The sequence below is a fragment of the Paenibacillus solani genome (genome assembly GCF_001277345.1).
GTDB lineage: Bacteria > Bacillota > Bacilli > Paenibacillales > Paenibacillaceae > Paenibacillus_AQ > Paenibacillus_AQ solani.
Window position 1 is genome coordinate 1,509,670 of the sequence record NZ_LIUT01000001.1, and the last position, 22,102, is coordinate 1,531,771.

19 protein-coding genes and 1 pseudogene are annotated in these 22,102 nt (G+C 45.8%); 16 read left to right on the forward strand and 4 right to left on the reverse strand.

The window, feature by feature from the left end; genetic code table 11:
* Nucleotides 1-373 precede the first annotated feature (373 nt).
* Nucleotides 374-1,300: an AAA family ATPase gene (locus AM231_RS06895; RefSeq protein WP_054403548.1), complete on the forward strand. Its 927-nt coding sequence runs from the start codon at nt 374-376 to the stop codon at nt 1,298-1,300.
* Between the two features lie 45 nt (nt 1,301-1,345).
* Here the strand turns inward: AM231_RS06895 and AM231_RS06900 are convergent, their stop codons facing one another.
* Both AM231_RS06900 and AM231_RS29850 read right to left on the reverse strand, forming a co-directional pair.
* A complete protein-coding gene (locus tag AM231_RS06900) occupies nt 1,346-2,572 on the reverse strand; it encodes a chitinase (RefSeq protein ID WP_242615078.1) in 1,227 nt (408 codons plus the stop codon).
* Nucleotides 2,573-2,689: 117 nt separating this feature from the next.
* Nucleotides 2,690-3,081: pseudogene (locus AM231_RS29850) on the reverse strand (carbohydrate-binding protein); the annotation flags it as partial.
* 784 nt (nt 3,082-3,865) lie between these two features.
* Here AM231_RS29850 and hflX point away from each other — a divergent pair.
* From hflX to AM231_RS06925, 5 genes are all read left to right on the forward strand, one after another.
* Entirely contained in the window at nt 3,866-5,152 is a 1,287-nt protein-coding gene (hflX, locus tag AM231_RS06905) for a GTPase HflX (RefSeq protein ID WP_054401878.1), read from the forward strand.
* 154 nt (nt 5,153-5,306) lie between these two features.
* Nucleotides 5,307-6,560, forward strand: a complete 1,254-nt coding sequence (locus tag AM231_RS06910; protein WP_054401883.1) for a methionine gamma-lyase family protein — start codon at nt 5,307-5,309, stop codon at nt 6,558-6,560.
* An 82-nt stretch (nt 6,561-6,642) separates the two neighbouring features.
* A complete protein-coding gene (locus AM231_RS06915) occupies nt 6,643-7,053 on the forward strand; it encodes a MerR family transcriptional regulator (RefSeq protein WP_006209652.1) in 411 nt (136 codons plus the stop codon).
* A gap of 60 nt (nt 7,054-7,113) precedes the next feature.
* Nucleotides 7,114-8,442, forward strand: coding sequence for a type I glutamate--ammonia ligase (glnA, locus tag AM231_RS06920; protein WP_054401886.1), 1,329 nt, complete (start codon nt 7,114-7,116; stop codon nt 8,440-8,442).
* Between the two features lie 830 nt (nt 8,443-9,272).
* Nucleotides 9,273-10,058 (forward strand): hypothetical protein, encoded by a 786-nt coding sequence (locus AM231_RS06925; RefSeq protein WP_054401889.1) that lies wholly within the window; start codon nt 9,273-9,275, stop codon nt 10,056-10,058.
* A gap of 74 nt (nt 10,059-10,132) precedes the next feature.
* Here the strand turns inward: AM231_RS06925 and lexA are convergent, their stop codons facing one another.
* A complete protein-coding gene (lexA, locus tag AM231_RS06930) occupies nt 10,133-10,759 on the reverse strand; it encodes a transcriptional repressor LexA (RefSeq protein ID WP_053493826.1) in 627 nt (208 codons plus the stop codon).
* 174 nt (nt 10,760-10,933) lie between these two features.
* On the opposite strand from lexA, the gene AM231_RS06935 reads away from it, so the two are divergent.
* The 5 genes from AM231_RS06935 to AM231_RS06955 all read left to right on the forward strand — a co-directional run bounded on the left by AM231_RS06935 (nt 10,934) and on the right by AM231_RS06955 (nt 13,982).
* Entirely contained in the window at nt 10,934-11,305 is a 372-nt protein-coding gene (locus AM231_RS06935) for a LysM peptidoglycan-binding domain-containing protein (RefSeq protein WP_053493825.1), read from the forward strand.
* A 259-nt stretch (nt 11,306-11,564) separates the two neighbouring features.
* A complete protein-coding gene (locus AM231_RS06940) occupies nt 11,565-11,771 on the forward strand; it encodes a DUF896 domain-containing protein (protein WP_053493824.1) in 207 nt (68 codons plus the stop codon).
* A 164-nt stretch (nt 11,772-11,935) separates the two neighbouring features.
* Nucleotides 11,936-12,460 (forward strand): hypothetical protein, encoded by a 525-nt coding sequence (locus AM231_RS06945; RefSeq protein WP_054401892.1) that lies wholly within the window; start codon nt 11,936-11,938, stop codon nt 12,458-12,460.
* Between the two features lie 55 nt (nt 12,461-12,515).
* The gene (locus tag AM231_RS06950) at nt 12,516-13,307 is read left to right on the forward strand and encodes an HAD family hydrolase (RefSeq protein WP_106406052.1); all 792 of its coding nucleotides are present in this window, start codon (nt 12,516-12,518) and stop codon (nt 13,305-13,307) included.
* Nucleotides 13,308-13,577: 270 nt separating this feature from the next.
* A complete protein-coding gene (locus AM231_RS06955) occupies nt 13,578-13,982 on the forward strand; it encodes a FixH family protein (protein ID WP_054401896.1) in 405 nt (134 codons plus the stop codon).
* Between the two features lie 85 nt (nt 13,983-14,067).
* Here AM231_RS06955 and AM231_RS06960 read toward each other — a convergent pair whose 3' ends face one another.
* Complete coding sequence (locus tag AM231_RS06960) at nt 14,068-14,604, reverse strand: cupin domain-containing protein (RefSeq protein ID WP_054401899.1); 537 nt, start codon at nt 14,602-14,604, stop codon at nt 14,068-14,070.
* 169 nt (nt 14,605-14,773) lie between these two features.
* Between AM231_RS06960 and metH the strand changes: the two genes are divergently transcribed.
* The 5 genes from metH (at nt 14,774) to AM231_RS06985 (ending at nt 22,090) form a co-directional block, all read left to right on the forward strand.
* Nucleotides 14,774-18,214, forward strand: coding sequence for a methionine synthase (gene metH / locus AM231_RS06965; protein WP_054401902.1), 3,441 nt, complete (start codon nt 14,774-14,776; stop codon nt 18,212-18,214).
* Between the two features lie 87 nt (nt 18,215-18,301).
* A complete protein-coding gene (gene rnz, locus AM231_RS06970) occupies nt 18,302-19,231 on the forward strand; it encodes a ribonuclease Z (RefSeq protein WP_054401904.1) in 930 nt (309 codons plus the stop codon).
* A gap of 360 nt (nt 19,232-19,591) precedes the next feature.
* Nucleotides 19,592-20,377: a TIGR01457 family HAD-type hydrolase gene (locus tag AM231_RS06975; RefSeq protein WP_054401906.1), complete on the forward strand. Its 786-nt coding sequence runs from the start codon at nt 19,592-19,594 to the stop codon at nt 20,375-20,377.
* Between the two features lie 53 nt (nt 20,378-20,430).
* On the forward strand, nt 20,431-21,249 hold the full coding sequence (locus AM231_RS06980; RefSeq protein ID WP_054401909.1) for an Fpg/Nei family DNA glycosylase: 819 nt from the start codon (nt 20,431-20,433) through the stop codon (nt 21,247-21,249).
* Nucleotides 21,239-22,090, forward strand: coding sequence for a deoxyribonuclease IV (locus tag AM231_RS06985; protein WP_054403550.1), 852 nt, complete (start codon nt 21,239-21,241; stop codon nt 22,088-22,090). The genes AM231_RS06980 and AM231_RS06985 overlap by 11 nt, the downstream gene beginning before the upstream one ends.
* The last annotated feature ends 12 nt before the right edge of the window (nt 22,091-22,102 follow it).

Here is a 22,102-nt window from a genome sequence, read left to right on the forward strand (position 1 = left end):
TAAGCAGGCAGTAAATAGAATATATTGGAATAGACTGTTCAGTCTTTTGAAACAGGCGAGGAGCAAGGAGAGGCGCCTGATGGCCGCAAAACGACGATCTGGAGACTGTCACTCAGGCGGGCTCGGATCACGAGGGCGCTGCACGGAATATCCTTTAAGTATACCGTATACCCTGAAAGCAGTGTTTCTACCAAGGAAGAAGGTGACTCATTCATTTACGATAATATGAACTTGCTAAACGGGCAAATCGAACAATTTTCGGAGGTAAGGTAAACGAAGCCCACCTTCAGAGCTTGAGCAATTACAAACTTGTCGTTGCGAGGTGATTTCTTTGGGCGGGAGCCTTAGACAAATAACCATTAACGATTCCCGTATGAATATTACTTTTAAAGCACAGGAGGAGGAAAAACGGGCAGTAGAGGAATTCAAGGAAGCACCTGTTCACCCTGAACATGAATCCATCAATCATATCTTTCACGAGCTGAACTCTATGATCGGCCTAGAGAATGTTAAGGATCTTATTTATGAGATCTATGCGTTTCTTCAAATTGAAAAAATGCGCAGCGAAGCCGGTTTGAAAATAGGTTCCCAGTCATTCCATATGTTGTTTAAAGGGAACCCGGGAACAGGGAAGACTACGGTTGCTCGCCTTGTCGCGAAACTTTTTCAAAAAATGGGCTTGTTGAGCAAAGGCCACTTGGTTGAAGTTGAAAGAGCTGATCTCGTTGGAGAATATATCGGTCATACGGCGCAGAAGACGAGAGAATTGGTTAAGAAGGCAATGGGGGGCATATTATTCATTGATGAAGCTTACAGCCTGGCTCGCGGGGGAGAGAAGGACTTTGGTAAAGAGGCGATAGATTGTCTTGTTAAAGTGATGGAAGACAAAAAGGATGATCTCATCATCATTCTTGCCGGATACCCTGACGAGATGATGGACTTCCTGGAAACGAACACAGGGCTGCCATCGCGCTTTCCTATCAAAATTGTGTTCCGTGACTATACACTCGATGAATTGATTCTTATCGCTAACAAGATGGTAAATGAGAGAGAATATACGCTGAGTGATGCAGCAAGCAGGAGACTTAGGGAGATCATTCTTGATGAAAAAATTAGCGAACCGGTATTTAGCAATGCCAGACTGGTCCGAAACCTTATTGAAAAATCAATTCGCAATCAGGCCGTTCGTTTAATGAGCCGCCATACAAAATTGTCAAAACAGGATTTAATGCTGATTCTTCCTAACGATATGATGTCTTCCATGGAGAACAGCATAAAGTCTGAAAGCATTATTTCGTAATAAAAAGCCCCTTTGAAGAAATTCTCCTTCGAAGGGGCTCTCCCGTTAAGGGAGTGTGTTCAAAAATGGTTTTACCGTATTTGCGAGAGCATAATTGGTGGTCGCATCCCAGTTGACGGACCAGGTCATCGCTCCCCGGATATCAGGATATTTAGCAACAGGCTTATAACTTCCACAGCTGTTGCCGGTTGCCAAACAATTCAGGGCGTTATTCACGACCGTCGGAGAAACATAACCGCCTCCTGCTGCTGAAGAGGTAGCCGGCACCCCGATTCCCAATTGGGAAGGCGCTACCCACTGCAGCGTCAAATCCGAGAGTGCGGTAAGGAAATCTACCGTGCCCTGGGAATAACACTTACCGTCGCGGCCCAGCATACATCCAGAGTTGTAATACTGTACATTGATCACAGTCGTAATATCTTTCAGGTTATTGTACAGCTGCATATAAGTGGTATTCGGATTTTGCATGTCAATCGTTTGAGGAGCCATGGTCAGAACAAAATCATTACCTACTTTTTGTTTCAGTTGACGGATTGCATTCGTCAGGTTAGGTACATTCATGCCATGCTCCAGATCAACATCGATTCCATCGAGTCCAAATCGAGTGATGACTCCATACATGCTGTTCACAAAGTTTGTTACATTCGGTGAAGCACTATTCAAATTAATGTTGCCTTTTTCCCCACCTATGGAGATAATAACTTTCTTGCCTTGGGCACGTTTTGCCTGAATATCCGCAATCAGATCGGCATCCGTATAACCGCCAAGCGCTGAGGATAATGCAGAATCAACAGTAAAAGTGACGCCACCAGGATTGGCAGGGTCCATCTCGGCAAATGACAAAACAATGATGTCATACTGATTCGGGATATCTCTTACTTTTAATTTGGTGGCACCGTTAACGAAGTTCTGCCAATACCCTGTTAAAATATGCTTTGTTGTAGGCTGACCACCCCCACCTGTGCCTGAAGTTGTTGCATTCACGGTGCTGCTTGCAGGAGAGAGATTTCCGGCAGCATCTTTAGCAACGACTTTAAACGAATATGTTGTGCTCGGAGTAAGTCCTGATATGGTAGCCGATAGACCGGTAACCGAAACAGCTAGGGAAGAGCCCTGGTATACATCATATCCTGTAACACCTACATTGTCGGTCGATGCTTGCCAGGACAAAGTTACGCTTGACGACGTGACACCACTGACCGTTAGGTTTGCTGGAGCCGTAGGAGCTGTAGTGTCAGCGCCTCCACCTGTGCCTGAAGTTGTTGCATTCACGATAGCACTTGCAGGAGAGAGATTTCCGGCAGCATCTTTAGCAACGACTTTAAACGAATATGTTGTGCTCGGAGTAAGTCCTGATATGGTAGCCGATAGACCGGTAAACAGCTAGGNGTTGTGCTCGGAGTAAGTCCTGATATGGTAGCCGATAGACCGGTAACCGAAACAGCTAGGGAAGAGCCCTGGTATACATCATATCCTGTAACACCTACATTGTCGGTCGATGCTTTCCAGGACAAAGTTACGCTTGACGACGTGACGCCACTGACCGTTAGGTTTGCTGGAGCCGTAGGAGCTGTAGTGTCAGCACCACCGCCACCTTGTACCAGCTGCCACAAAGCAGGAACGTTAGGCGGTTCCCAACCGGTTAATGAGGTATGAGGTTGAATGACTTTATACGTTTTTCCGCTATACGTGGCGGTATCATTTGCAGCATAAGACACATTGGGTGCCCAAGGGCCACGGTCAGCAGCTGAAACCTGGGCAGGAAAAAAGCTCATTACCATAGACATGACGACAAGTAAAGGCAAAAACATCATTCTCGATTGACCAAGTGCTTTGAATACTTGCATTTTCACAATAAATTCCTCCTTAATCATAATGAATTAGACCGTCGTCTATCTTGCGTAAAAACAAGACCACCTCCTTTCTGGAAGCTATATATAGTAGAAATCATGAAAGCGTTATCAAATCAAGATGAAAGTAGGGATAAAATCTACTAAAGCAGGGATAAATTGTTCCATAAAATTGTTATAATTAACATTTTTAGTAAACGTAAATCCGTATTCAAAACTTACAATAAAGGTTAATCTCATTCAATAGATCGGAAGAATCAATTTCCTGCCTGAATGAGGGTCTTGGAATAACGTTCAGTGGTTTTTTTGCGCACGTAAGGGGTCTACACGTTCCTGATATGAATAATGAAAGAACTAAATAATCAATTGGGAGATATAAGACAGGGATATCTGCTTTGAATATTGCGTCGAGTATATAGAGGAATGTTCTGCAGAAGGCTTGTTGTGACGAATGACCATATTATGAGATATAATAAGGGGACCGTTCGTTTCCCAAAAAACATGGATCATTACATAGGGCGGAAGCGCGAAGCAGATCTCGTATCCATCTTTGCCAGCCGGCAAACTTTATGCTAAACGAAAAATTACAATGAGATTGACTGTATCTTCGAACATAATGGAGGGTAGTGCTGCCTTCTTTGGATCATAATGTTTACTGCAGGCAGCAGCAGTTTAGTTCAATAAGGAAACGGAATCGTTAGAAGGAGTTGGCTACATGACAAATATAACACATGATACCCGAACGGAAATCGATGATCGAGCAGTTTTGGTCAGTTTGGTGACGGATGCGGTTAAGCGCTCCGGTATCAATCCGGAACACTCCCTGCAGGAGTTGGTTCAGTTAGCAGAAACAGCAGGTGTTGAAGTGCTCGATGTCATCACACAGAATCGGGAAGTGCCGGATTCCAGGTGGTTCATTGGAAAAGGAAAAGTGGAAGAGCTGCGGATGGCAATAGATGGTTTAGGGGCTACAACAGCCATATTTGATCAGGAGCTGTCAGGCGCGCAAGTCCGCAATCTGGAAGAATCACTCGATGTAAAGATTATTGACAGAACCCAGCTGATCTTAGATATTTTTGCCCAGAGAGCCAAGACGCGCGAGGGGATTATTCAAGTAGAGCTGGCTCAGCTTACTTATCTGCTCCCCCGTCTATCAGGCCATGGTAAGAATCTGTCCAGGCTGGGAGCAGGGATCGGAACTCGCGGACCAGGGGAGAGCAAGCTTGAAACCGATCGCAGACATATTCGCGATAGGATCAGCGATCTGAAACGACAGCTGGATGAAGTCACCCGCCACCGCACGCTTCATCGGGAACGCCGCAAGAAGAGCGGAGCTGTGCAAGTTGCTCTTGTCGGATATACCAATGCCGGGAAGTCGACATTATTGAATCGATTGACGGCTGCAGATGTATATATCGAAAATCAATTATTCGCCACTCTGGATCCAACTTCGCGCGTGCTTGAACTGCCTAATGGCAAAGAAGTTGTTCTTACAGATACGGTAGGATTTATTCAGAATCTTCCTCATGATCTGGTCGCAGCATTCCGGGCGACGCTGGAAGAAGCTAACGAGGCGGATCTGATCCTTCATGTAGTGGACGCCTCTTCACCTATGCGTGACGACCAGATGGCGGTCGTTCAGAACATATTACAGGATTTAGGGGCAGCGGATAAGCCTCAGATCGTGCTGTACAACAAGATAGATATCTGCCAGCCTGAGCAGTTAGAGATGCTGCCTAACGGAGAAGGACATTTAAAAGTTAGCGCGTATAATGATCAGGATTTGGAAGCGGTACGCGAAGTGATCCAGGAGCAGCTCTCGGGAGGAAATGTGATATTCCGGATTCCGGCTGACCGCGGCGATCTAAACTCACTTGTATACCGCGTCGGTGATGTGCTTGATCAGTCTTTTGATGAGAGTGATATTCTATATACGGTCCAGATCCATAAAGCGGACTATGAAAAGATCGGGTATTTGCTCCAAGAATATGCTCAGAATTAAATCAGGCCATCTATAGTATGCAGTAGAAGCCCCCAAAGCGGGGCTTCTACTGCGTGTTTGGCGTGAGATGATTCATTTGCAAGAATTACATCAATGCAAGCTGATGTGTTAAGATATGAAACATTATGTGTAATAGAGGAGAGAGCAGGTTATCATGGCCAGATTTTCGCAAGATATAAGTGAATTAAGCAATGAGATCGAATTAAAGATAGGTCAACGATTACGGGATATCGACGCCATCGTTGATTTTAATCAGTGGAAAGTGATTGATGCCTTCCAGAAACATCAGGTGAGTGATTTTCATTTCGCGGCATCTACCGGTTATGCTTACAATGATCGCGGTCGTGAAGTGCTGGATGAAGTCTACGCAGACATTTTCGGAGCTGAATCAGCCTTGGTAAGACCGCATTTTGCCTCCGGGACCCATACGATATCTACGGCGCTGTTTGGTGTACTAAGACCCGGGGATGAGCTGCTATACATTTCTGGACGTCCCTATGACACCCTTCACAAAGTAATTGGTGAAACGAAGGATGGAGCGGGTTCACTGCGAGATTTCGGGATTGGCTATCAAGAGGTCGCCTTGACTGAACAGGGGGATATAGATTGGGAACGAGTGACGGAGGCCATCAGGCCTTCTACTAAAGTCATCGGCATCCAGCGTTCCCGGGGATATGATTGGCGATCTTCGTTTACGGTATCGCAAATTGGGGAGATGGTAAGCCGGATTCGCGCTATACGCGAAGATCTGATTATTTTCGTCGATAACTGTTATGGTGAATTTACAGAGCAATTGGAACCGACAGATGTAGGCGTGGATCTGATGGCGGGTTCCCTCATTAAGAACCCTGGGGGAGGCATTGCCGAAACCGGCGGTTATATATGCGGCAAGACAGAATATGTGGATCTGGCTGCCAATCGGCTGACTGCTCCCGGGATTGGACGTGAAGTCGGGGCCATGCTGGGAACGACCAGAGGTATATATCAAGGACTGTTTCTCGCTCCATCAACGGTTGGACAAGCGGTGAAGGGAAGTATTTACGCATCCGCGATGTTCGAGGCAGTTGGATTTACGACTAAGCCGGGTTGGCAGGATGAGCGAACCGATTTGATCCAGGCAGTTTCTTTTAGTGGCGCCGAGCATTTAATTGCATTTGTTCAAGGCATTCAACGTGCCGCTGCTGTTGATAGTCATGTGGTGCCTGAACCGTGGGAAATGCCCGGATACGAACATCCTGTGATTATGGCTGCTGGCACCTTTATTCAAGGAGGAAGCTTGGAGTTGTCAGCAGACGCACCTATTCGATCTCCTTATATTGGTTATATGCAAGGAGGATTAACCTACTCTCATGTTAAATATGGAGTGCTAATGGCTCTTCAAAATATGAAAGATCGCAAGTTGTTGTGAGTTTTCCTGACATGTGGTTGACGTCGCTGATCAGGAAATGTACAATAGGATCAGAATAGACCACTTGGAAGGTTGATGAGATATGGGTGATGAGATTCGGAGGAATATGGCTTTGTTTCCGATAGGCATTGTAATGAAGCTTACGGATCTATCTGCCAGACAAATTCGTTATTATGAACAACATAATTTAATTGTCCCTGCTCGTACTTCGGGCAACCAACGCCTGTTTTCCTTCAATGATGTGGAGCGATTGCTGGAGATTAAAGCATTGATCGAGAAAGGTGTTAACATTGCTGGCATTAAGCAAGTGATGAACCCTGTCACAAAAGAATCGGAAGAAGCAACAGTTATAACTCCAGATACAGAAAACAGACGTCGTGAAATGTCTGAATCTCAGCTGCGCCGTTTGCTGAAGCAGGAATTGATCACCGCTAAGAGACCGGGGCAGGTTTCATTAATTCAGGGGGAACTGTCCCGGTTTTTTAATAAATAAGGAATGCCATACTGCAATTCTTCATTAAAATCGGTGTTTATTTACAAAGGAGAGGATATAGTGAGTTATACCAGAGAAGACATTCTGCGCATTGCCAAAGAAGAAAATGTTCGATTTATCCGTTTGCAGTTTACCGACTTGCTTGGCACGATTAAAAATGTCGAGATTCCGGTAAGCCAGCTTCCCAAAGCACTTGATAACAAGATGATGTTTGATGGTTCTTCCATTGAAGGTTATGTGCGTATTGAGGAATCCGATATGTATCTATATCCTGACCTCGATACCTTTATGATCTTTCCATGGGTATCCGAAGACCGCGTGGCACGTTTGATCTGTGACATTTATATGCCTGACGGTACTCCATTTGCCGGTGATCCGCGAGGCATTTTGAAGAGAGCACTGAAAGTAGCCGAAGAGATGGGTTACACTTCGATGAATGTTGGTCCGGAGCCTGAGTTCTTCCTGTTTAAAACGGATGAAAAAGGCAATCCGACCATGGAACTTAATGACCAAGGCGGATATTTTGACCTGGCGCCTACAGATCTCGGTGAGAACTGCCGCCGCGATATCGTGCTGACGCTGGAAGAGATGGGCTTTGAGATTGAAGCATCGCACCATGAGGTTGCTCCGGGGCAGCACGAAATCGACTTCAAATATGCGAATGCAATCAAAGCAGCTGACCAGATTCAAACATTTAAATTAGTAGTTAAGACGATCGCTCGTCAACATGGTCTGATAGCTACCTTTATGCCAAAACCGCTGTTCGGCGTGAACGGCTCGGGTATGCACTGCAACCAATCCCTTTTCAAAGGCAGTGAGAATGCATTTGTCGATGAAAAGGATGAACTTGGCTTGAGCGATACCGCTCGTCATTATATGGCAGGTATTCTTAAACATGCACGCGCGTTTGCTGCGATCACGAACCCTACGGTTAACTCGTACAAACGTCTCGTGCCTGGTTACGAAGCACCATGCTACGTGGCTTGGTCTGCAAGTAACCGTAGTCCAATGATTCGTATTCCTGCTTCGCGCGGCCTTAGCACTCGTATTGAGGTGCGGAATCCAGATCCAGCGGCTAATCCTTACTTGACTCTTGCAGTTTTGCTGAAGGCAGGGCTGGACGGCATCAAGCGTGAGCTTTCACTGCCCGCTCCGATCGACCGCAACATCTACGTGATGAGTGAAGAAGAGCGAATTGAGGAAGGTATTCCAAGTTTGCCGGCTAACCTGAAGGAAGCCATTAACGAAATGGTTCGCAGCGAAGTCATTTCCGAAGCGCTTGGAGAACATGCGCTGACTCACTTCTACGAGTTGAAAGAAATCGAATGGGATATGTACCGCACGCAAGTTCACCAATGGGAACGCGATCAGTACATCACCATGTATTAATAGAGGAATCCCTTGCGCCGTAAGGCGTGGGGGAATTTTTCGTTTTTGGAATAAATCGACATATTCCAAATATTCAGCAGCTCAAAGAACCGATTGAGATGAGTTCCAATTGCTACAAATCTTTTGTGATTGTAAAGAGAATTCTCTCTGACTCTACAGTCATTTGTTGTTGCGGTTGCCATAAAGCAGTAAAGCCGAAAATAGAAATGACAAAAAAATGATAATAAACAAACTTATGATTTGAAGAATACTGTTATACGGATCAGGGATAACGAAGTACTGAAATACAATCTTCTTAACTAAGAAGAATAAAATCTGAAAGATGCCCCAAAACACCAAGATGCGAATTGTCCAGTTTCTTATGCTGTTAATAGTATCACCTGTTAAATAAATTTATTGTAGAAACTTTTATGTAACCTACGGAATTCCTTTAGGTCGCCAGCTCAACTAATATACTTCATGGCGAATAGTGAACATGCTCCGATAATCAGCAGAACTATGGTAAGGATAATGACAAATTTCTTTCCGTCCATGATTTTCACCTCAACAAGATTATACCAAACAATCAATCCATAAGGAGAAAATAAAATCTCGATTTATGAAAGCAACAACCTGATTTATCTACCTAATAGATATCACGTTCATTAGACTCTAAATCCTTATGAGAGTATTATTGAGATTGATTGCTTTTGTCACGTTTATGGGAAAGTGGCTTTATGGCCCCTCTTGTCAGCATATTATTTTTCCTGTCATAGAATTGAATATTAAAGCAACGAATATGTGACCGGGAGCGTTTATGATATATCCCCCCCCCGTGAAGGAGAAATGTGATGAAACAGAATAAAGCGGAGGATTTCAATAGTTCTCATAAATCCTCTTGTTCGGACGCAAATGATGGTTTCGATAAGAAATATAGAAAGGGTCTATTGGTATTCCGACAAGAAAGAAACCTGGCACGCCAAGGGACAATGCGACTCAGATCTGTAGGCGGACTGCTACTTCTTCTTGTATTTATTGCTGCTCAGGTATCAGTAGGCAATGAGAAACAACAAACAGCAGGGGGAATGGAGCCAATCACGGAGACCATTCGGGCTCAAGGTATAACCGAAGAGGGGATGTTAAGTGTTATTCCATTAATGAAGGAAAACATGCAGCAGCTTGGCGCACCTAGCTGCTTCGGTCTGGATACAGACCTGTCTATTACTGGAGATTATATTGTGCAGTATCGTTCCAAGAATGCTACGAATGAATTAGCTACTCTAAAGGACATGACCTTTATTCAACCGACGGATGATCCTGTCCAAATGATTCGGTTGTCTTTTCATGAAGCAGATGTATTTATACTTGCTCCACAATACAGAGACTGTCATGGAATCGAAATCTATGCCTTTGCCGTTAATCAAGGAACGGGACATGCCGTCCAGCTTCAATTCCAGGATGAGTCCTTGATCTCCAACACGTCTTATTACAGACCTGGCAGTATACCTCTGGTAAAAAACAATAGACTGGTTTTGGAGTCCACGGAGGGACCAGGAGGGGAAGGTTCACCTAATTACAAGCCGATACGGCTGTATCAGTTAGACTTAGAGAATGCGGTTATGATCTTGGCAAATTAACCATTTGTATATGAAAAGCGAAGAGGTTACCTTCCAATTATGGAGGTAACCTCTTATTCGTAGAAAACTAAGATTTAGTGTACGTCTCGGAAGAGACCGATCACTTTGCCGAGGATCGTGACATGATTCAGGCGCAAGGGCTCATATGTAGGATTCTCTGGTTGCAATCGTACGTGATCCTTCTCTTTATAGAAGGTTTTTACCGTTGCCTCGTCTTCCTCGGTCATTGCCACGACAATGTCCCCGTTGTCAGCCGTTTGCTGTTGGCGAACGATGACATAATCCCCACTGTGAATTCCTGCTTCAATCATACTGTCACCGACAACAGACAGCATGAACACCTTATCATCGCCTACATAATGCTGCGGAAGCGGAAAGTAATCCTCAATGTTCTCCATGGCGGTAATTGGTACGCCTGCAGTAACCTTACCAACAACCGGTACTCTGGCAATGGTGTGGGTAAAAAGGCTGGTACTTTCGGATTCTTCTTGGCCAAGCAATTCAATTGCTCTTGGTTTGGTAGGGTCGCGACGGATAAGCCCCTTCTTCTCTAACCGATCTAGATGACCATGGACCGTAGAACTGGAAGCTAGTCCGACAGCCTCGCCGATTTCCCGGACAGAAGGCGGATAACCCTTGCTACGAACTTCGTTGCGGATAAACTCTAAGATCGCCAGCTGGCGGCTGGATATTTTCGACATACCGTATCAACCCCATTTAGTAACGTTTGGGAAAATTATAACATAGAACTTCCGTTCGTACAAACATAAGTTCTAAATTAATCAGAACAAATGTTCTTTTGGGTATTGAATCAAACAAATGTTCGTGTTAATATGATTGCATAGCAGAACACTTGTTTGGGAGATGATGTTTCCATGTTGAGATACAGTACATACCGCAGTATTTATGAGAATGCTCCAGCGCTAGCGGAGAAACCTACAAGAACAGCGATCAATTCTTTGAAATCCGCCATAAGCTCCATTCCGTTTTTTAGACTTGTTATTATTTTATTTATCGCTGCTTCCTTCTGTACAGGTGCATTCTCCGTTTTTGCCGGTGGAATGGACAAGCCGACGGGTGAGAAGCAGGTTATTGTGCAATATGGGGATAGTTTGTGGCGTATTGCTTCTCTTCATAAGCCGGAGGATATGGATACGCGTGTATATATGGATAGCATTAGAAGAATTAACGGATTAAGAGGACCGGATATCCAGGCAGGAGAAGTATTATCCTTACCAGTCTGGTGATCAGTTTGCTGGCGCGCCACTCATTTATGGAGATGGTTCTCTGACAACCCCATTTTTATGGTCAAATTATCAGAGTAATTCGCCGTATTTACTCTGTAGTATTATAGATGATCTTCGATTTCTTGGAACGATAAGAACCTTTTCGTGAACACTCTAAGTCATATTTGTTCTTTATAAGAGTTTGCGAGGTCCAGTTGCCTTGACAAGCTCTTTTTCACATGTTTAAGTTATAATTGATATCGGAATTGGAGGAGAAGTAATGGACATCGATACTTTGGTTGAACGCATTAATGTACTTGCACGTAAACACAAGAGTGAAGGGTTGACCGAGGAGGAGCTTATAGAACGCGCCGAGCTTCGGGAAATATACCTTAATAATATTCGCAGTAACTTTAGACATCAGCTTGAATCGATCGAGTGGGTTGATGAAAACGACCAGAAGGGCGGCCCGCGTTTAAAGCATTAACCGCCCAAGCAGTCCATGAATGTTCAATGGACGTTTGAATGGAGTGAAAGAAGAGATTTTTTAATCTTGGGGTACCGAATTGATAAACGAACGACTTCTATCATCGGATGCCCCAAGTTTATATGGTGCGCCATCATTTTGATCATGAGTCCAGGGGGAACCAAATGTCACGTTCATGGGAAAGAAAAGTCAGCAAGAATATGTCCCAACTTAATAAGCAGCGCAAGAAGCAAGGGCTAACATCGTATCAAGGACAGGCTGTGTCTGATAATAATGACGTGTTTAAAGGTCGTAAATATGTACTTCCCTTAGTGCTTGTCGCTTTAGCGGGCGTATACGCGCTTCTAGGAAGTGCCACATCTGAAGCATCAGGCGGCAGCAATGATACGTTGAATTTGATTGGAGTCGGTTTATACATTTTGCTCGCGGTCATGATATTCTTCCGCAAACCTTACTTGAAAATTGAACGAGCGTCTGTGTCCACGATGAAATTCAATCGGGAACGCAGGCTGGCTGTTTCCGACATTGAGAAAATAAAAATAGCCTCAGGTTCAGTAGTCATTCAAGGAAAGGGGAAAGCAGGTAACTGGGTTTTCTCGCGGATGATGAATCTATATGATACGAAAGCCATGGGAGATCGGATGGAAGAGTTTGCGAAGGCTCATCAAATTCCGGTTGAGCATGACTGAGAATGAGAGACAAATCATAAACAGATTATAAATGGGTATGGGGGAGTGGGAGAGTATGCCAATATCAGCAGTTTTGTTTGATCTTGATGATACTTTGTTGTGGGATGAGCGAAGTGTGGAGGAAGCATTTGAAGTGACATGCCAGGCGGGAGCTGCAGAAACTGGTGTTGATGCAAAAGAATTGCTAAGCGCAGTTCGGGAAGAAGCCAGAGCATTATATGAGTCATATGATACCTTTGCTTTCACTAAGATGATAGGGATTAACCCTTTTGAAGGCTTGTGGGCAAACTTTACGGCTGGCTCGCAGCCTGAATTTAGAAGGTTAGAAGAGCTGGCACCAGTCTATCGCAAGGAATCATGGCGGCGCGGACTTCTTCGCTTGGGTGTTGATCATGAGGCTTTAGCTGAAACCCTGGCAAACCAGTTTGCGGCTGAGCGCAGAAACAGACCTTATGTGTACGAAGAAACTTTCGAAGTTCTGAAGCAACTGCATGGGAATGTGAAGCTTCTCCTGCTCACGAATGGAAGCCCTGATCTGCAGCAGGAAAAGCTGGACGGCGTACCAGAGCTGGTATCTTATTTTGATCATATCATCATCTCGGGTGATTTTGGAAAAGGAAAGCCTGATGTTTCCATATTCAAGCATGCACTTGAACTGCTAGAGGTCGAAGCGGACCAAGCTTTAATGGTAGGGGACAAGCTGACCACGGATATTAAGGGCGGAAATGCAGCAGGACTGCATACGGTTTGGATTAATCGGGTCGATCGGCCGCATGATCCGGCCATTCAGCCGAAGTTTGAGATTCAGCATTTATCAGAGCTGCATGCAATTATTGCTGACTTGTAAAAAGCTATTGCACACGTGATGAGATCGTAAAGCAATTACATAGCAAACAGCCATCACAGCAGAGATTGTTGGATGGCTGTTTTTTCTGTCAGACATCAAGACAAAGGGCGCTTCAACTGGCTTTTCTTGAGAGGTGATAAACGTCACACAATTGTAAGCAGAATGAGATCGAAAAAAAAGTTTGCTGAGATATAATGTATAAGAAACAAACACAGACATAGATCATTATGTGGCTGAACCATACATTGCACTCGTAAAGAGGTGTATACCATGAGAAGGAAAAAGATAGCGCTGTTTGCGGCGATGGTGTTGATGGCGGTTGCTCTCGCTGCTTGCAATGACAGCAAGGCAGATCCTAATGAAGACGTTATGGCAGAACCGATTATTGTTGAGCTGTCCCTTACGCCAGACCATATTAAGGCTGGTGAAAAAGTGCTGATTGAAGCGAAGGTGACCCAAGCTGGTTCCCCGGTGGAAGATGCGAATGAAGTGCAGTTTGAAGTGACATTGGAAGGCGGGGGCGTGCAAGCAAAAGTACCGGTCAAGCATGACCAAGACGGGGTTTACAAAATGGAGAAAACCTTCGATGAGGCCGGAACCTATCGGATCGTTTCGCATGTGACAGCAAGAGGCATGCATTCCATGCCACTAAAGGAACTGACCGTTACCGAATAAGCCCCACGTCAAATAATAAGGCAGCGCATGCTCCGTAACCGGATGCGTACGCTGCCTTGTTCCATATTCATAACAATCCTGCAGTTTATTGAAATTGAGGATCCTCTACCGGAGTAGCCACCCATCCGTTTTCTTCAATGAATAGGCGAACTGCAATGATTTGCTTGTTCTCCATTAAGGTGAAGAAATGAGGTGTGTTTTCCGGAACGGAAATGACATCCCCTGGCTCCAGTTCAACATTGAAGTAACCAACATCATCAGAGCCTTTAATAATGAAGATACCTTTACCGCCAACAATTGCCCGAATTTCATCTTCCGAGTGGGTATGAACCTCTTCGAATTTTTTCAATAAGTCCTCAATATTGGGCGTGGACTCGGAAAGTGTGATGACATCCCAAATTTTGTAGCCGCGTCTTGCAGCCAAGTCACGAATTTCTTCATCAAAGATTTCCAAAATGCGCTTCTTATCATCATCACTTAGCTGAAAGTTCTCTTGAAGCGTGGTCGGGAGTTTTTCCATATTCCAATGTTCATAAACAACCTCTTGGCCATTCAGGAATTCCCGTACATTTTCTTCCCCGGTAATACGTTCGTTCGTGTTGCGAATCACAATCTCTGCCATTGCATTAACCCTCTTTCTCCCGTTGGATTAATATGTATTATAGCCGCCTCCACCGCATTTGTCATCTGAAAATGTTGATGAATGCCTATTCTGACGCAATATTTCGTCTTTTCTATTGAAATAGATTCTGATACACTAAGATTTAACGTTTTCGGGGGAGGTTTAAGAGTTGAACAAGCCTAGCTTACACGAAGTACTGAAGGAACGAATATTAATACTTGATGGTGCAATGGGCACGATGATCCAACAAGTGGACCTCTCGGCTGAGGATTTTGGTGGTCCGGAACTTGATGGATGTAACGAGATGCTGGTTATTCATCGCCCGGATGTGATACAGAGCATCCATGAACAATATCTCGAAGCAGGTGCCGACCTGATTGAAACCAATACATTCGGCGCAACCTCGGTTGTGCTTGCTGAATACGACATACCCGAGCTTGCCCGTGAAATTAACTTGAAAGCGGCTCAATTAGCCCGTGCTGCCGTTGAGAAGTATAATACTCCAGATCATCCTCGCTACGTAGTAGGTGCAATGGGGCCTACAACCAAGACCCTCTCGGTTACGGGCGGTGTGACATTCGCAGAATTGATCGAAAGTTACGAGGAGCAGGCTATCGCCTTGATCGAGGGAGAGGTAGATGCACTTCTGCTCGAAACATCGCAGGATACATTGAACGTAAAAGCTGGGAGTATCGGTATACGTCAAGCTTTTGAGAAGACAGGCGTAACACTGCCTATTATGATCTCCGGTACGATTGAACCGATGGGAACCACACTTGCCGGACAGAATATCGAAGCTTTCTACGTTTCTCTTGAGCATTTGAATCCGATCTCGATCGGACTCAACTGTGCAACGGGACCGGAATTTATGCGTGACCATATACGCTCTTTATCTGAAATGTCCAGAAGCGCGATTAGTTGTTATCCTAATGCGGGCCTGCCTGATGAAAACGGCCAATATCATGAGTCACCTGAATCGCTCGCTTTAAAGATGGGTGCTTTTGCTGAAAAAGGCTGGCTTAATATTGCGGGCGGATGCTGCGGGACTACACCTGAGCATATTCGCGCATTGAAAAATACGATGGACACCTTCGAGCCTCGACCACTGACTGGTACTCATCTGCCCGCATTGTCGGGAATCGAGCCTGTCTATATCGAACAGGATAATCGTCCATACATGGTGGGCGAACGCACCAACGTGCTTGGATCGCGTAAGTTCAAGCGGTTGATTGTTGAGGGGAAATATGAGGAGGCCTCCGAGATTGCACGGGCTCAGGTGAAGAATGGGGCACATATCATTGATGTTTGTGTGCAGGATCCGGATCGTGATGAAGCCATAGACATGGCCAAGTTCCTCGAGCTAGTGGTCAAAAAAGTGAAAGTGCCATTGATGATAGATACAACCGATCCGGCTGTTATTGATTTATCCCTTCAATACTCACAAGGGAAAGCAATCATTAACTCCATTAACCTTGAAGATGGTGAAGAAAAATTCGAGCATGTAACTCCGCTCGTGCATAAATATGGTGCAGCGGTCGTTGTAGGGACCATTGATGAGAGCGGCCAAGCGATTACTCGTGAGGACAAACTGAAGGTGGCGCAGCGCTCTTATGATCTCCTTGTGAATAAATACAGCATTCCGCCGGAAGATATTATATTCGACACACTTGTATTCCCGGTTGGTACAGGGGATGAGCAGTACATCGGATCTGCCAAGGAAACGATTGAAGGCATACGCTTGATTAAAGAAGCAATGCCTAAGGTCCATACGATCCTTGGTATCAGTAATGTTTCCTTCGGATTACCGGAAGCAGGCCGTGAAGTGCTGAATTCCGTCTATTTGTACGAATGTACGAAGGCCGGATTGGATTACGCAATAGTCAATACGGAGAAACTGGAGCGTTATGCATCCATTCCGGAACAAGAACGACGCTTGGCAGAAGATTTGATTTATCGCACTAATGATGAGACGTTAGCTGCCTTTGTTGCAGCTTTTAGGGACAAGAAGGTAGAGAAGAAGGAAAAGGTATCCAACATGACATTGGAGGAAAGATTGGCATCCTATGTTGTGGAAGGCTCCAAGGAAGGTTTAATACCAGATTTGGAACAAGCGCTAACCAAATATGGAGCATTGGAAATTATCAACGGTCCTTTGATGGCCGGGATGACTGAGGTTGGACGTTTGTTCAACAACAATGAGCTGATTGTGGCGGAGGTACTGCAAAGTGCCGAAGTAATGAAAGCCTCCGTAGGTTATCTGGAAACGTTTATGGAGAAAAACGAAACGTCGGTTAAAGGGAAAATCATGCTTGCCACCGTTAAGGGAGACGTCCATGATATCGGTAAAAATCTGGTGGAGATCATCTTGTCCAACAATGGTTATCAAATCATTAATTTGGGTATAAAAGTACCACCGGAGCAAATCATTGAGGCATATCGTCGTGAGCAGCCAGATGCTATCGGTTTGTCCGGCTTGCTTGTTAAATCTGCACAACAAATGGTGTCAACAGCTCAGGATTTGAAGAACGCCGGTATTGCAGTTCCTATCATGGTGGGCGGTGCTGCCCTGACACGTAAATTTACAAAAACGCGCATTCGTCCAGAGTATGACGGCATGGTGCTGTATGCGAAGGATGCCATGGACGGTCTCGCATTGGCGAACCAGCTCAGCAATCCGGAACAGCGGACCAAAATGGAGGAAGCCATCAAGGCAGAACAAGAAGCGGAGAGCACTGCACCTCAAGCAGTGAAAGTGATGCCGAAGCTGTCTGAAGGACTGCGATCCAAAATATCGACGGATGCTCCGGTGTATCTGCCGCCGGATATGGAACGACATGTGCTGCGGGATTATCCGATTTCTCACATTCTTCCTTATATTAATATGCAAATGCTGCTCGGTCACCATCTTGGACTCAAAGGCACCGTGGAGCAGCTCTTGAAGGCTAATGATCCTAAAGCCGTATCCCTTAAGGAAACGGTAGACGGTATCTTTCATGAAGCGATTCAATCCGGAATCATTCAGGCGCATGCGGTGTACCGATTCTTCCCGGCGCAGTCCCGAGGAAATGATATCATCATCTATGATCCAAATGATCATACAAAAGTGCTGCATACGTTTTCCTTCCCGAGACAGCAGGTTGAACCCTATATGTGCCTGGCCGATTTCCTGAAGTCTGTAGACAGCGGCGTGATGGATTACGTTGGATTTCTGGTCGTTACGGCAGGACGGGGAGTCAGCAAATTGTCAGCTGAGTGGAAGGAGAAGGGGGACTATCTGAGGTCTCATGCTCTTCAATCGGTCGCACTGGAGACAGCTGAAGGACTAGCAGAACGAATTCACCATATGATGCGGGATACATGGGGATATCCTGATCCAGCAGATATGACAATGAAACAGCGATTAGGCGCACGGTACCAAGGAATCCGGGTATCCTTCGGCTATCCGGCTTGCCCGGATTTGGAAGACCAAGAGCCGTTATTTAAGCTGATGCAGCCGGAAGATATCGGTGTTCATCTAACCGAAGGCTTCATGATGGAACCCGAGGCATCGGTATCCGCGATGGTATTCAGCCATCCGGAGGCCCATTATTTTAATGTAGATAAAGCATAACATTTAGAATACCGGTCCGACCGGCTTGAAATCCTCCGGATGTTTCGGAGGATTTCTCCGGTTTACAACCGAAAGGGGAGAAAAGGCATGGAACTCTATTTTTTAGGAACGAATGCGGGGGTTCCTACGCTGCAGCGTAATGTTACCTCGATCGCCCTGCGTATGTTGGAGGAGCGTAGGAGCTTGTGGCTGTTTGATTGCGGAGAAGGCACGCAGCATCAAATATTAAAATCACCCCTAAAGCTGTCCAAACTCGATAAGATCTTCATTACCCATATGCATGGTGATCATATTTTCGGATTGCCAGGGCTGCTGTCCAGCCGTGGAGCTCAAGGCGTAACTTCACCGGTTACGATCTATGGACCCCCGGGCATCAAAACCTTCGTCGAAACCACCCTGCACATCAGCCAATCACGTGTTCCTTACAACATGGAAATTATCGAGCATACCGGCGGTGTGCTGTTTGAAGATAGCAGCTTTCAGGTGGAATCGGCTAAGCTGGATCACAGAGCCGAAAGCTATGGCTATCGCATTGTGGAGAAGGACCTTCCCGGCAGCTTGGATTTGAAACGTTTGGAGGCATTTGGTCTCAAGCCTGGTCCCCTCTATGGAAAGCTGAAAAGAGGAGAGAGCGTGGAGCTTGAGGATGGACAATGGATCCATGCTTCTGATGTACTTCTGACGCCCAAAAAAGGCAGAGTGGTTACGATTCTTGGTGATACGCGGCCTTGCGAAGGTGTGGAACTGCTCGCAAAGGACGCAGATCTTCTGGTGCACGAAGCTACCTTTATGGAAGACCTGAGCGATCTTGCACATGAATACTACCACAGCACAGCTAAACAAGCGGCTGAAGCAGCTAAGCGTAATGGGGTGCAAGCCCTGTTCCTTACCCATTTCAGCTCTCGTTATAAAGATATTGAGCATTTGCAGCCTCTCCTTAAGGAAGCGCAGGAGGTTTTTGAACATACCCGCTTGGCAGAGGATTTCGGATTGTATCCCATCCACAGGAGAGCTTAATTATACGAGAGAGACATGAGGGAAATGATGTGGGGGTTAGCAAATTATTTTCCGGGAAAGCGCAGGAAATGACAAAGCGGTGAACGTTTCGATTCTGCTTGGACAGGCTTCGATTTCATTCGACGTCTACGCCCGAATGCATTATCTAAGTTCTGAATCTTGCAACCGGAAGAGCTGTTCTTTACAATAATACTGCCGAGGTTTCTGCGTTTTCCCATGATTCTTGAAGATGTTGAGACCATGGTAATACATAGATTTAATAATTTATAGTTGTTTATAAGACAATGAGAAGGCTTATGCTTCAGCCAATGAATCATTCATGGCATAAATGAAAGAACATAAAGAAGGTGCTATCCACTCATGGAAAAACCAAAAGGGCTTCTGATCGATTTAGACGGGACCTTGTATCATGGCCGTCAACGAATCGAGGGAGCGGATCTACTCATCAAGCAGCTGAGGGTGCTCCAGACTCCATACCTGTTTGTAACGAATAATTCATCTCGAACACCAGAGCAGGTGGCCGAGCATTTGATGGAGATGGGAATTCCCGCCTCGCCGGAAGAAGTTTGCACCTCCTCACTTGCAGCAGCTAAATATATTGCTGAAGAATCTCCTGGCGCCAAAGTGGCTATGCTCGGTGAAGAGGGACTGCGGGAAGCGTTGTTGTCTGCAGGACTGAGCATTGTGGAACATAATCCTGAATATGTTGTTCAAGGCATCGACCGTGCTTTTCATTACGATAAGTTAACACACGCCGTACGCTGGATACAGGAAGGGGCAGTATCTATCTTGACGAACCCAGATCTGCTGCTTCCATCAGATGGAGGCTTAATGCCCGGTGCAGGCTCTCTTGGTGCCGCAATCGAGGCTGCTTCGGGGGTGAAACCGACGATTATCGGAAAGCCATCCTCCATATTGATGAAGTTCGCTTCGGATCGGCTTGGATTGGCTCCGGAAGAAACCTATGTAGTTGGAGATAATATTCGTACAGATATTGCTGCTGGTGTGTATGCTGGCTGTAAGACGGTGCTAGTCATGACCGGAATTACGACCAAGCTCAATATGGAAGCTCATATGAGGGAGACGGGGATCACACCTGACTTTGTCTGCGGGGATTTAAACGAAGTAATCGACCTGTTATGTTGAAGTGAGCGACAGCTAAACATTACTTTTTGGGTTGACAGAAGGGAAGATGAATCATGCCGGAACTACCGGAAATGGAGAATTATCGGAGATTATTATCACAGACCATTGTGAATGTGCCTATTATGAATGTTGTTGTAAACCGTGAAAAATCGCTGAATGTTTCGGTTGACGAGTTCACATCTGCTCTATTGGGGAGCAAGGTTATCTATGTGGAAAGACGAGGCAAACATCTCGTTTTCCACCTGCATAACGGAGGCAGACTACTGCTGCATCTGATGCTGGGCGGCATTCTGTATCTTGGACGTGTCGGAGAAGAGCGGCCTTCCCGTTCGACCCAGATCGAGATTACAATTGGTGATCATGTGCTGTATTTTATCGGTCTGCGGCTCGGTTATTTGCATTTCTTAACGGCTAAGGAAACGGAAAACACTTTAAAAGACCTGGGTCCTGAAATCTTGGATCGTCGTATGAACAAAGCACGTTTCATCCAGCTGCTTGGTAAACGGCGAGGTGCCTTGAAAACAACGCTGGTAAATCAGCAGGTTATCGCAGGGATCGGAAATTGCTATGCTGATGAGATCGCTTTTGATGCTCAAATTCACCCACTGTCCAAAATTCAGGATCTGTCCGAGCAGTCTTTGGAACAGGTGTATGACAGTACCGTTAAAGTGCTGCATGAGGCGACTGATGGCGGAGGATATATGGAAATGCCGTTTCAGGAAGGCGACGAACTGACCGGAGCCTATAACGACGAATGCAAAGTTTACGATCGTGAAGGAGAACCCTGCATACGCTGCGGTACGCCGATCGTGAAGGCCGAGCATGCTTCGCGTAAAATTTTCTTTTGTCCGAACTGCCAGCATGAAGCCTGACATCCGAATCGGAGGCCATGTCAGCACAAGAGGTGGATTTCTTGCAGCTGCCCAGCATGCAGCCGGAATCGGTTCCTCCGCGTATCAGTATTTCCCGAAAAATCCGCGCAGTCTTCACTTGAAGACGCCGGACATGCGAAATGCTGCCGCATGCTCGAAGTTCTGCCAGGAACAAGGACTGGTGTCCATTGCGCATACGCCGTATCCATCGAACATGGCTGTGGGCTTAACACGGGGAGAAGAGTTTTACCAATTAACGGTGGACTCCCTCAAAAATGACCTCCTTATCGCGGAAGGATGCGGATCGCTGGGGATTGTGGTCCATTTTGGACATCTCAAAAGCTCTGATATGCTTGAAGGGTATCAGAATATCATTCGATGCCTGAATGATGTGTTGTCAGACTGGACGGGCAGGGCCAAGCTATTAATCGAGAATCAGGCAGGTGACCACGGCCCCATGGGGATGACTCTCGAGGAGAGCGTGAAGGTTAGACAGCTAGCTGATTATCCCGATAAAATAGGTTTTTGCCTGGATACCTGTCACTTGTTTGCGGCGGGCGGCTGGGATATTTCGAATACAGCTGAACTCCTTGCCAGAGGACAGGAGCTTGGCTATTGGGAACCCACCGTTGCGGTTCATCTGAATGATTCGAAGTATGGGGCAGGTTCAAGAAAAGATCGCCACGCACGCATCGGGCAAGGTATGATAGGAACAGATGCACTAAAGCGTCTCGCTTTGGCACCGGAGCTTGTAGGCAAGGCTTTTATTTTGGAAAGCGAAAAGGGAGCGGACGGCACGCATCGGGAAGATATCGCCATGGTGCAATCCTGGTCCGTTTAAGGGGAGGGTACG

Bases quoted from the DNA above. Each gene is read 5' to 3' on its own strand.
- AM231_RS06895 (WP_054403548.1), top strand. From the start codon at position 374: ATGAATATTACTTTTAAAGCACAGGAGGAGGAAAAACGGGCAGTAGAG.
- hflX (WP_054401878.1), top strand. From the start codon at position 3,866: ATGACAAATATAACACATGATACCCGAACGGAAATCGATGATCGAGCA.
- AM231_RS06910 (WP_054401883.1), top strand. From the start codon at position 5,307: ATGGCCAGATTTTCGCAAGATATAAGTGAATTAAGCAATGAGATCGAA.
- AM231_RS06915 (WP_006209652.1), top strand. From the start codon at position 6,643: ATGGGTGATGAGATTCGGAGGAATATGGCTTTGTTTCCGATAGGCATT.
- AM231_RS06925 (WP_054401889.1), top strand. From the start codon at position 9,273: ATGAAACAGAATAAAGCGGAGGATTTCAATAGTTCTCATAAATCCTCT.
- lexA (WP_053493826.1), bottom strand. From the start codon at position 10,759: ATGTCGAAAATATCCAGCCGCCAGCTGGCGATCTTAGAGTTTATCCGC.
- AM231_RS06935 (WP_053493825.1), top strand. From the start codon at position 10,934: ATGTTGAGATACAGTACATACCGCAGTATTTATGAGAATGCTCCAGCG.
- AM231_RS06940 (WP_053493824.1), top strand. From the start codon at position 11,565: ATGGACATCGATACTTTGGTTGAACGCATTAATGTACTTGCACGTAAA.
- AM231_RS06945 (WP_054401892.1), top strand. From the start codon at position 11,936: ATGTCACGTTCATGGGAAAGAAAAGTCAGCAAGAATATGTCCCAACTT.
- AM231_RS06950 (WP_106406052.1), top strand. From the start codon at position 12,516: ATGCCAATATCAGCAGTTTTGTTTGATCTTGATGATACTTTGTTGTGG.
- AM231_RS06955 (WP_054401896.1), top strand. From the start codon at position 13,578: ATGAGAAGGAAAAAGATAGCGCTGTTTGCGGCGATGGTGTTGATGGCG.
- AM231_RS06960 (WP_054401899.1), bottom strand. From the start codon at position 14,604: ATGGCAGAGATTGTGATTCGCAACACGAACGAACGTATTACCGGGGAA.
- rnz (WP_054401904.1), top strand. From the start codon at position 18,302: ATGGAACTCTATTTTTTAGGAACGAATGCGGGGGTTCCTACGCTGCAG.
- AM231_RS06975 (WP_054401906.1), top strand. From the start codon at position 19,592: ATGGAAAAACCAAAAGGGCTTCTGATCGATTTAGACGGGACCTTGTAT.
- AM231_RS06980 (WP_054401909.1), top strand. From the start codon at position 20,431: ATGCCGGAACTACCGGAAATGGAGAATTATCGGAGATTATTATCACAG.
- AM231_RS06985 (WP_054403550.1), top strand. From the start codon at position 21,239: ATGAAGCCTGACATCCGAATCGGAGGCCATGTCAGCACAAGAGGTGGA.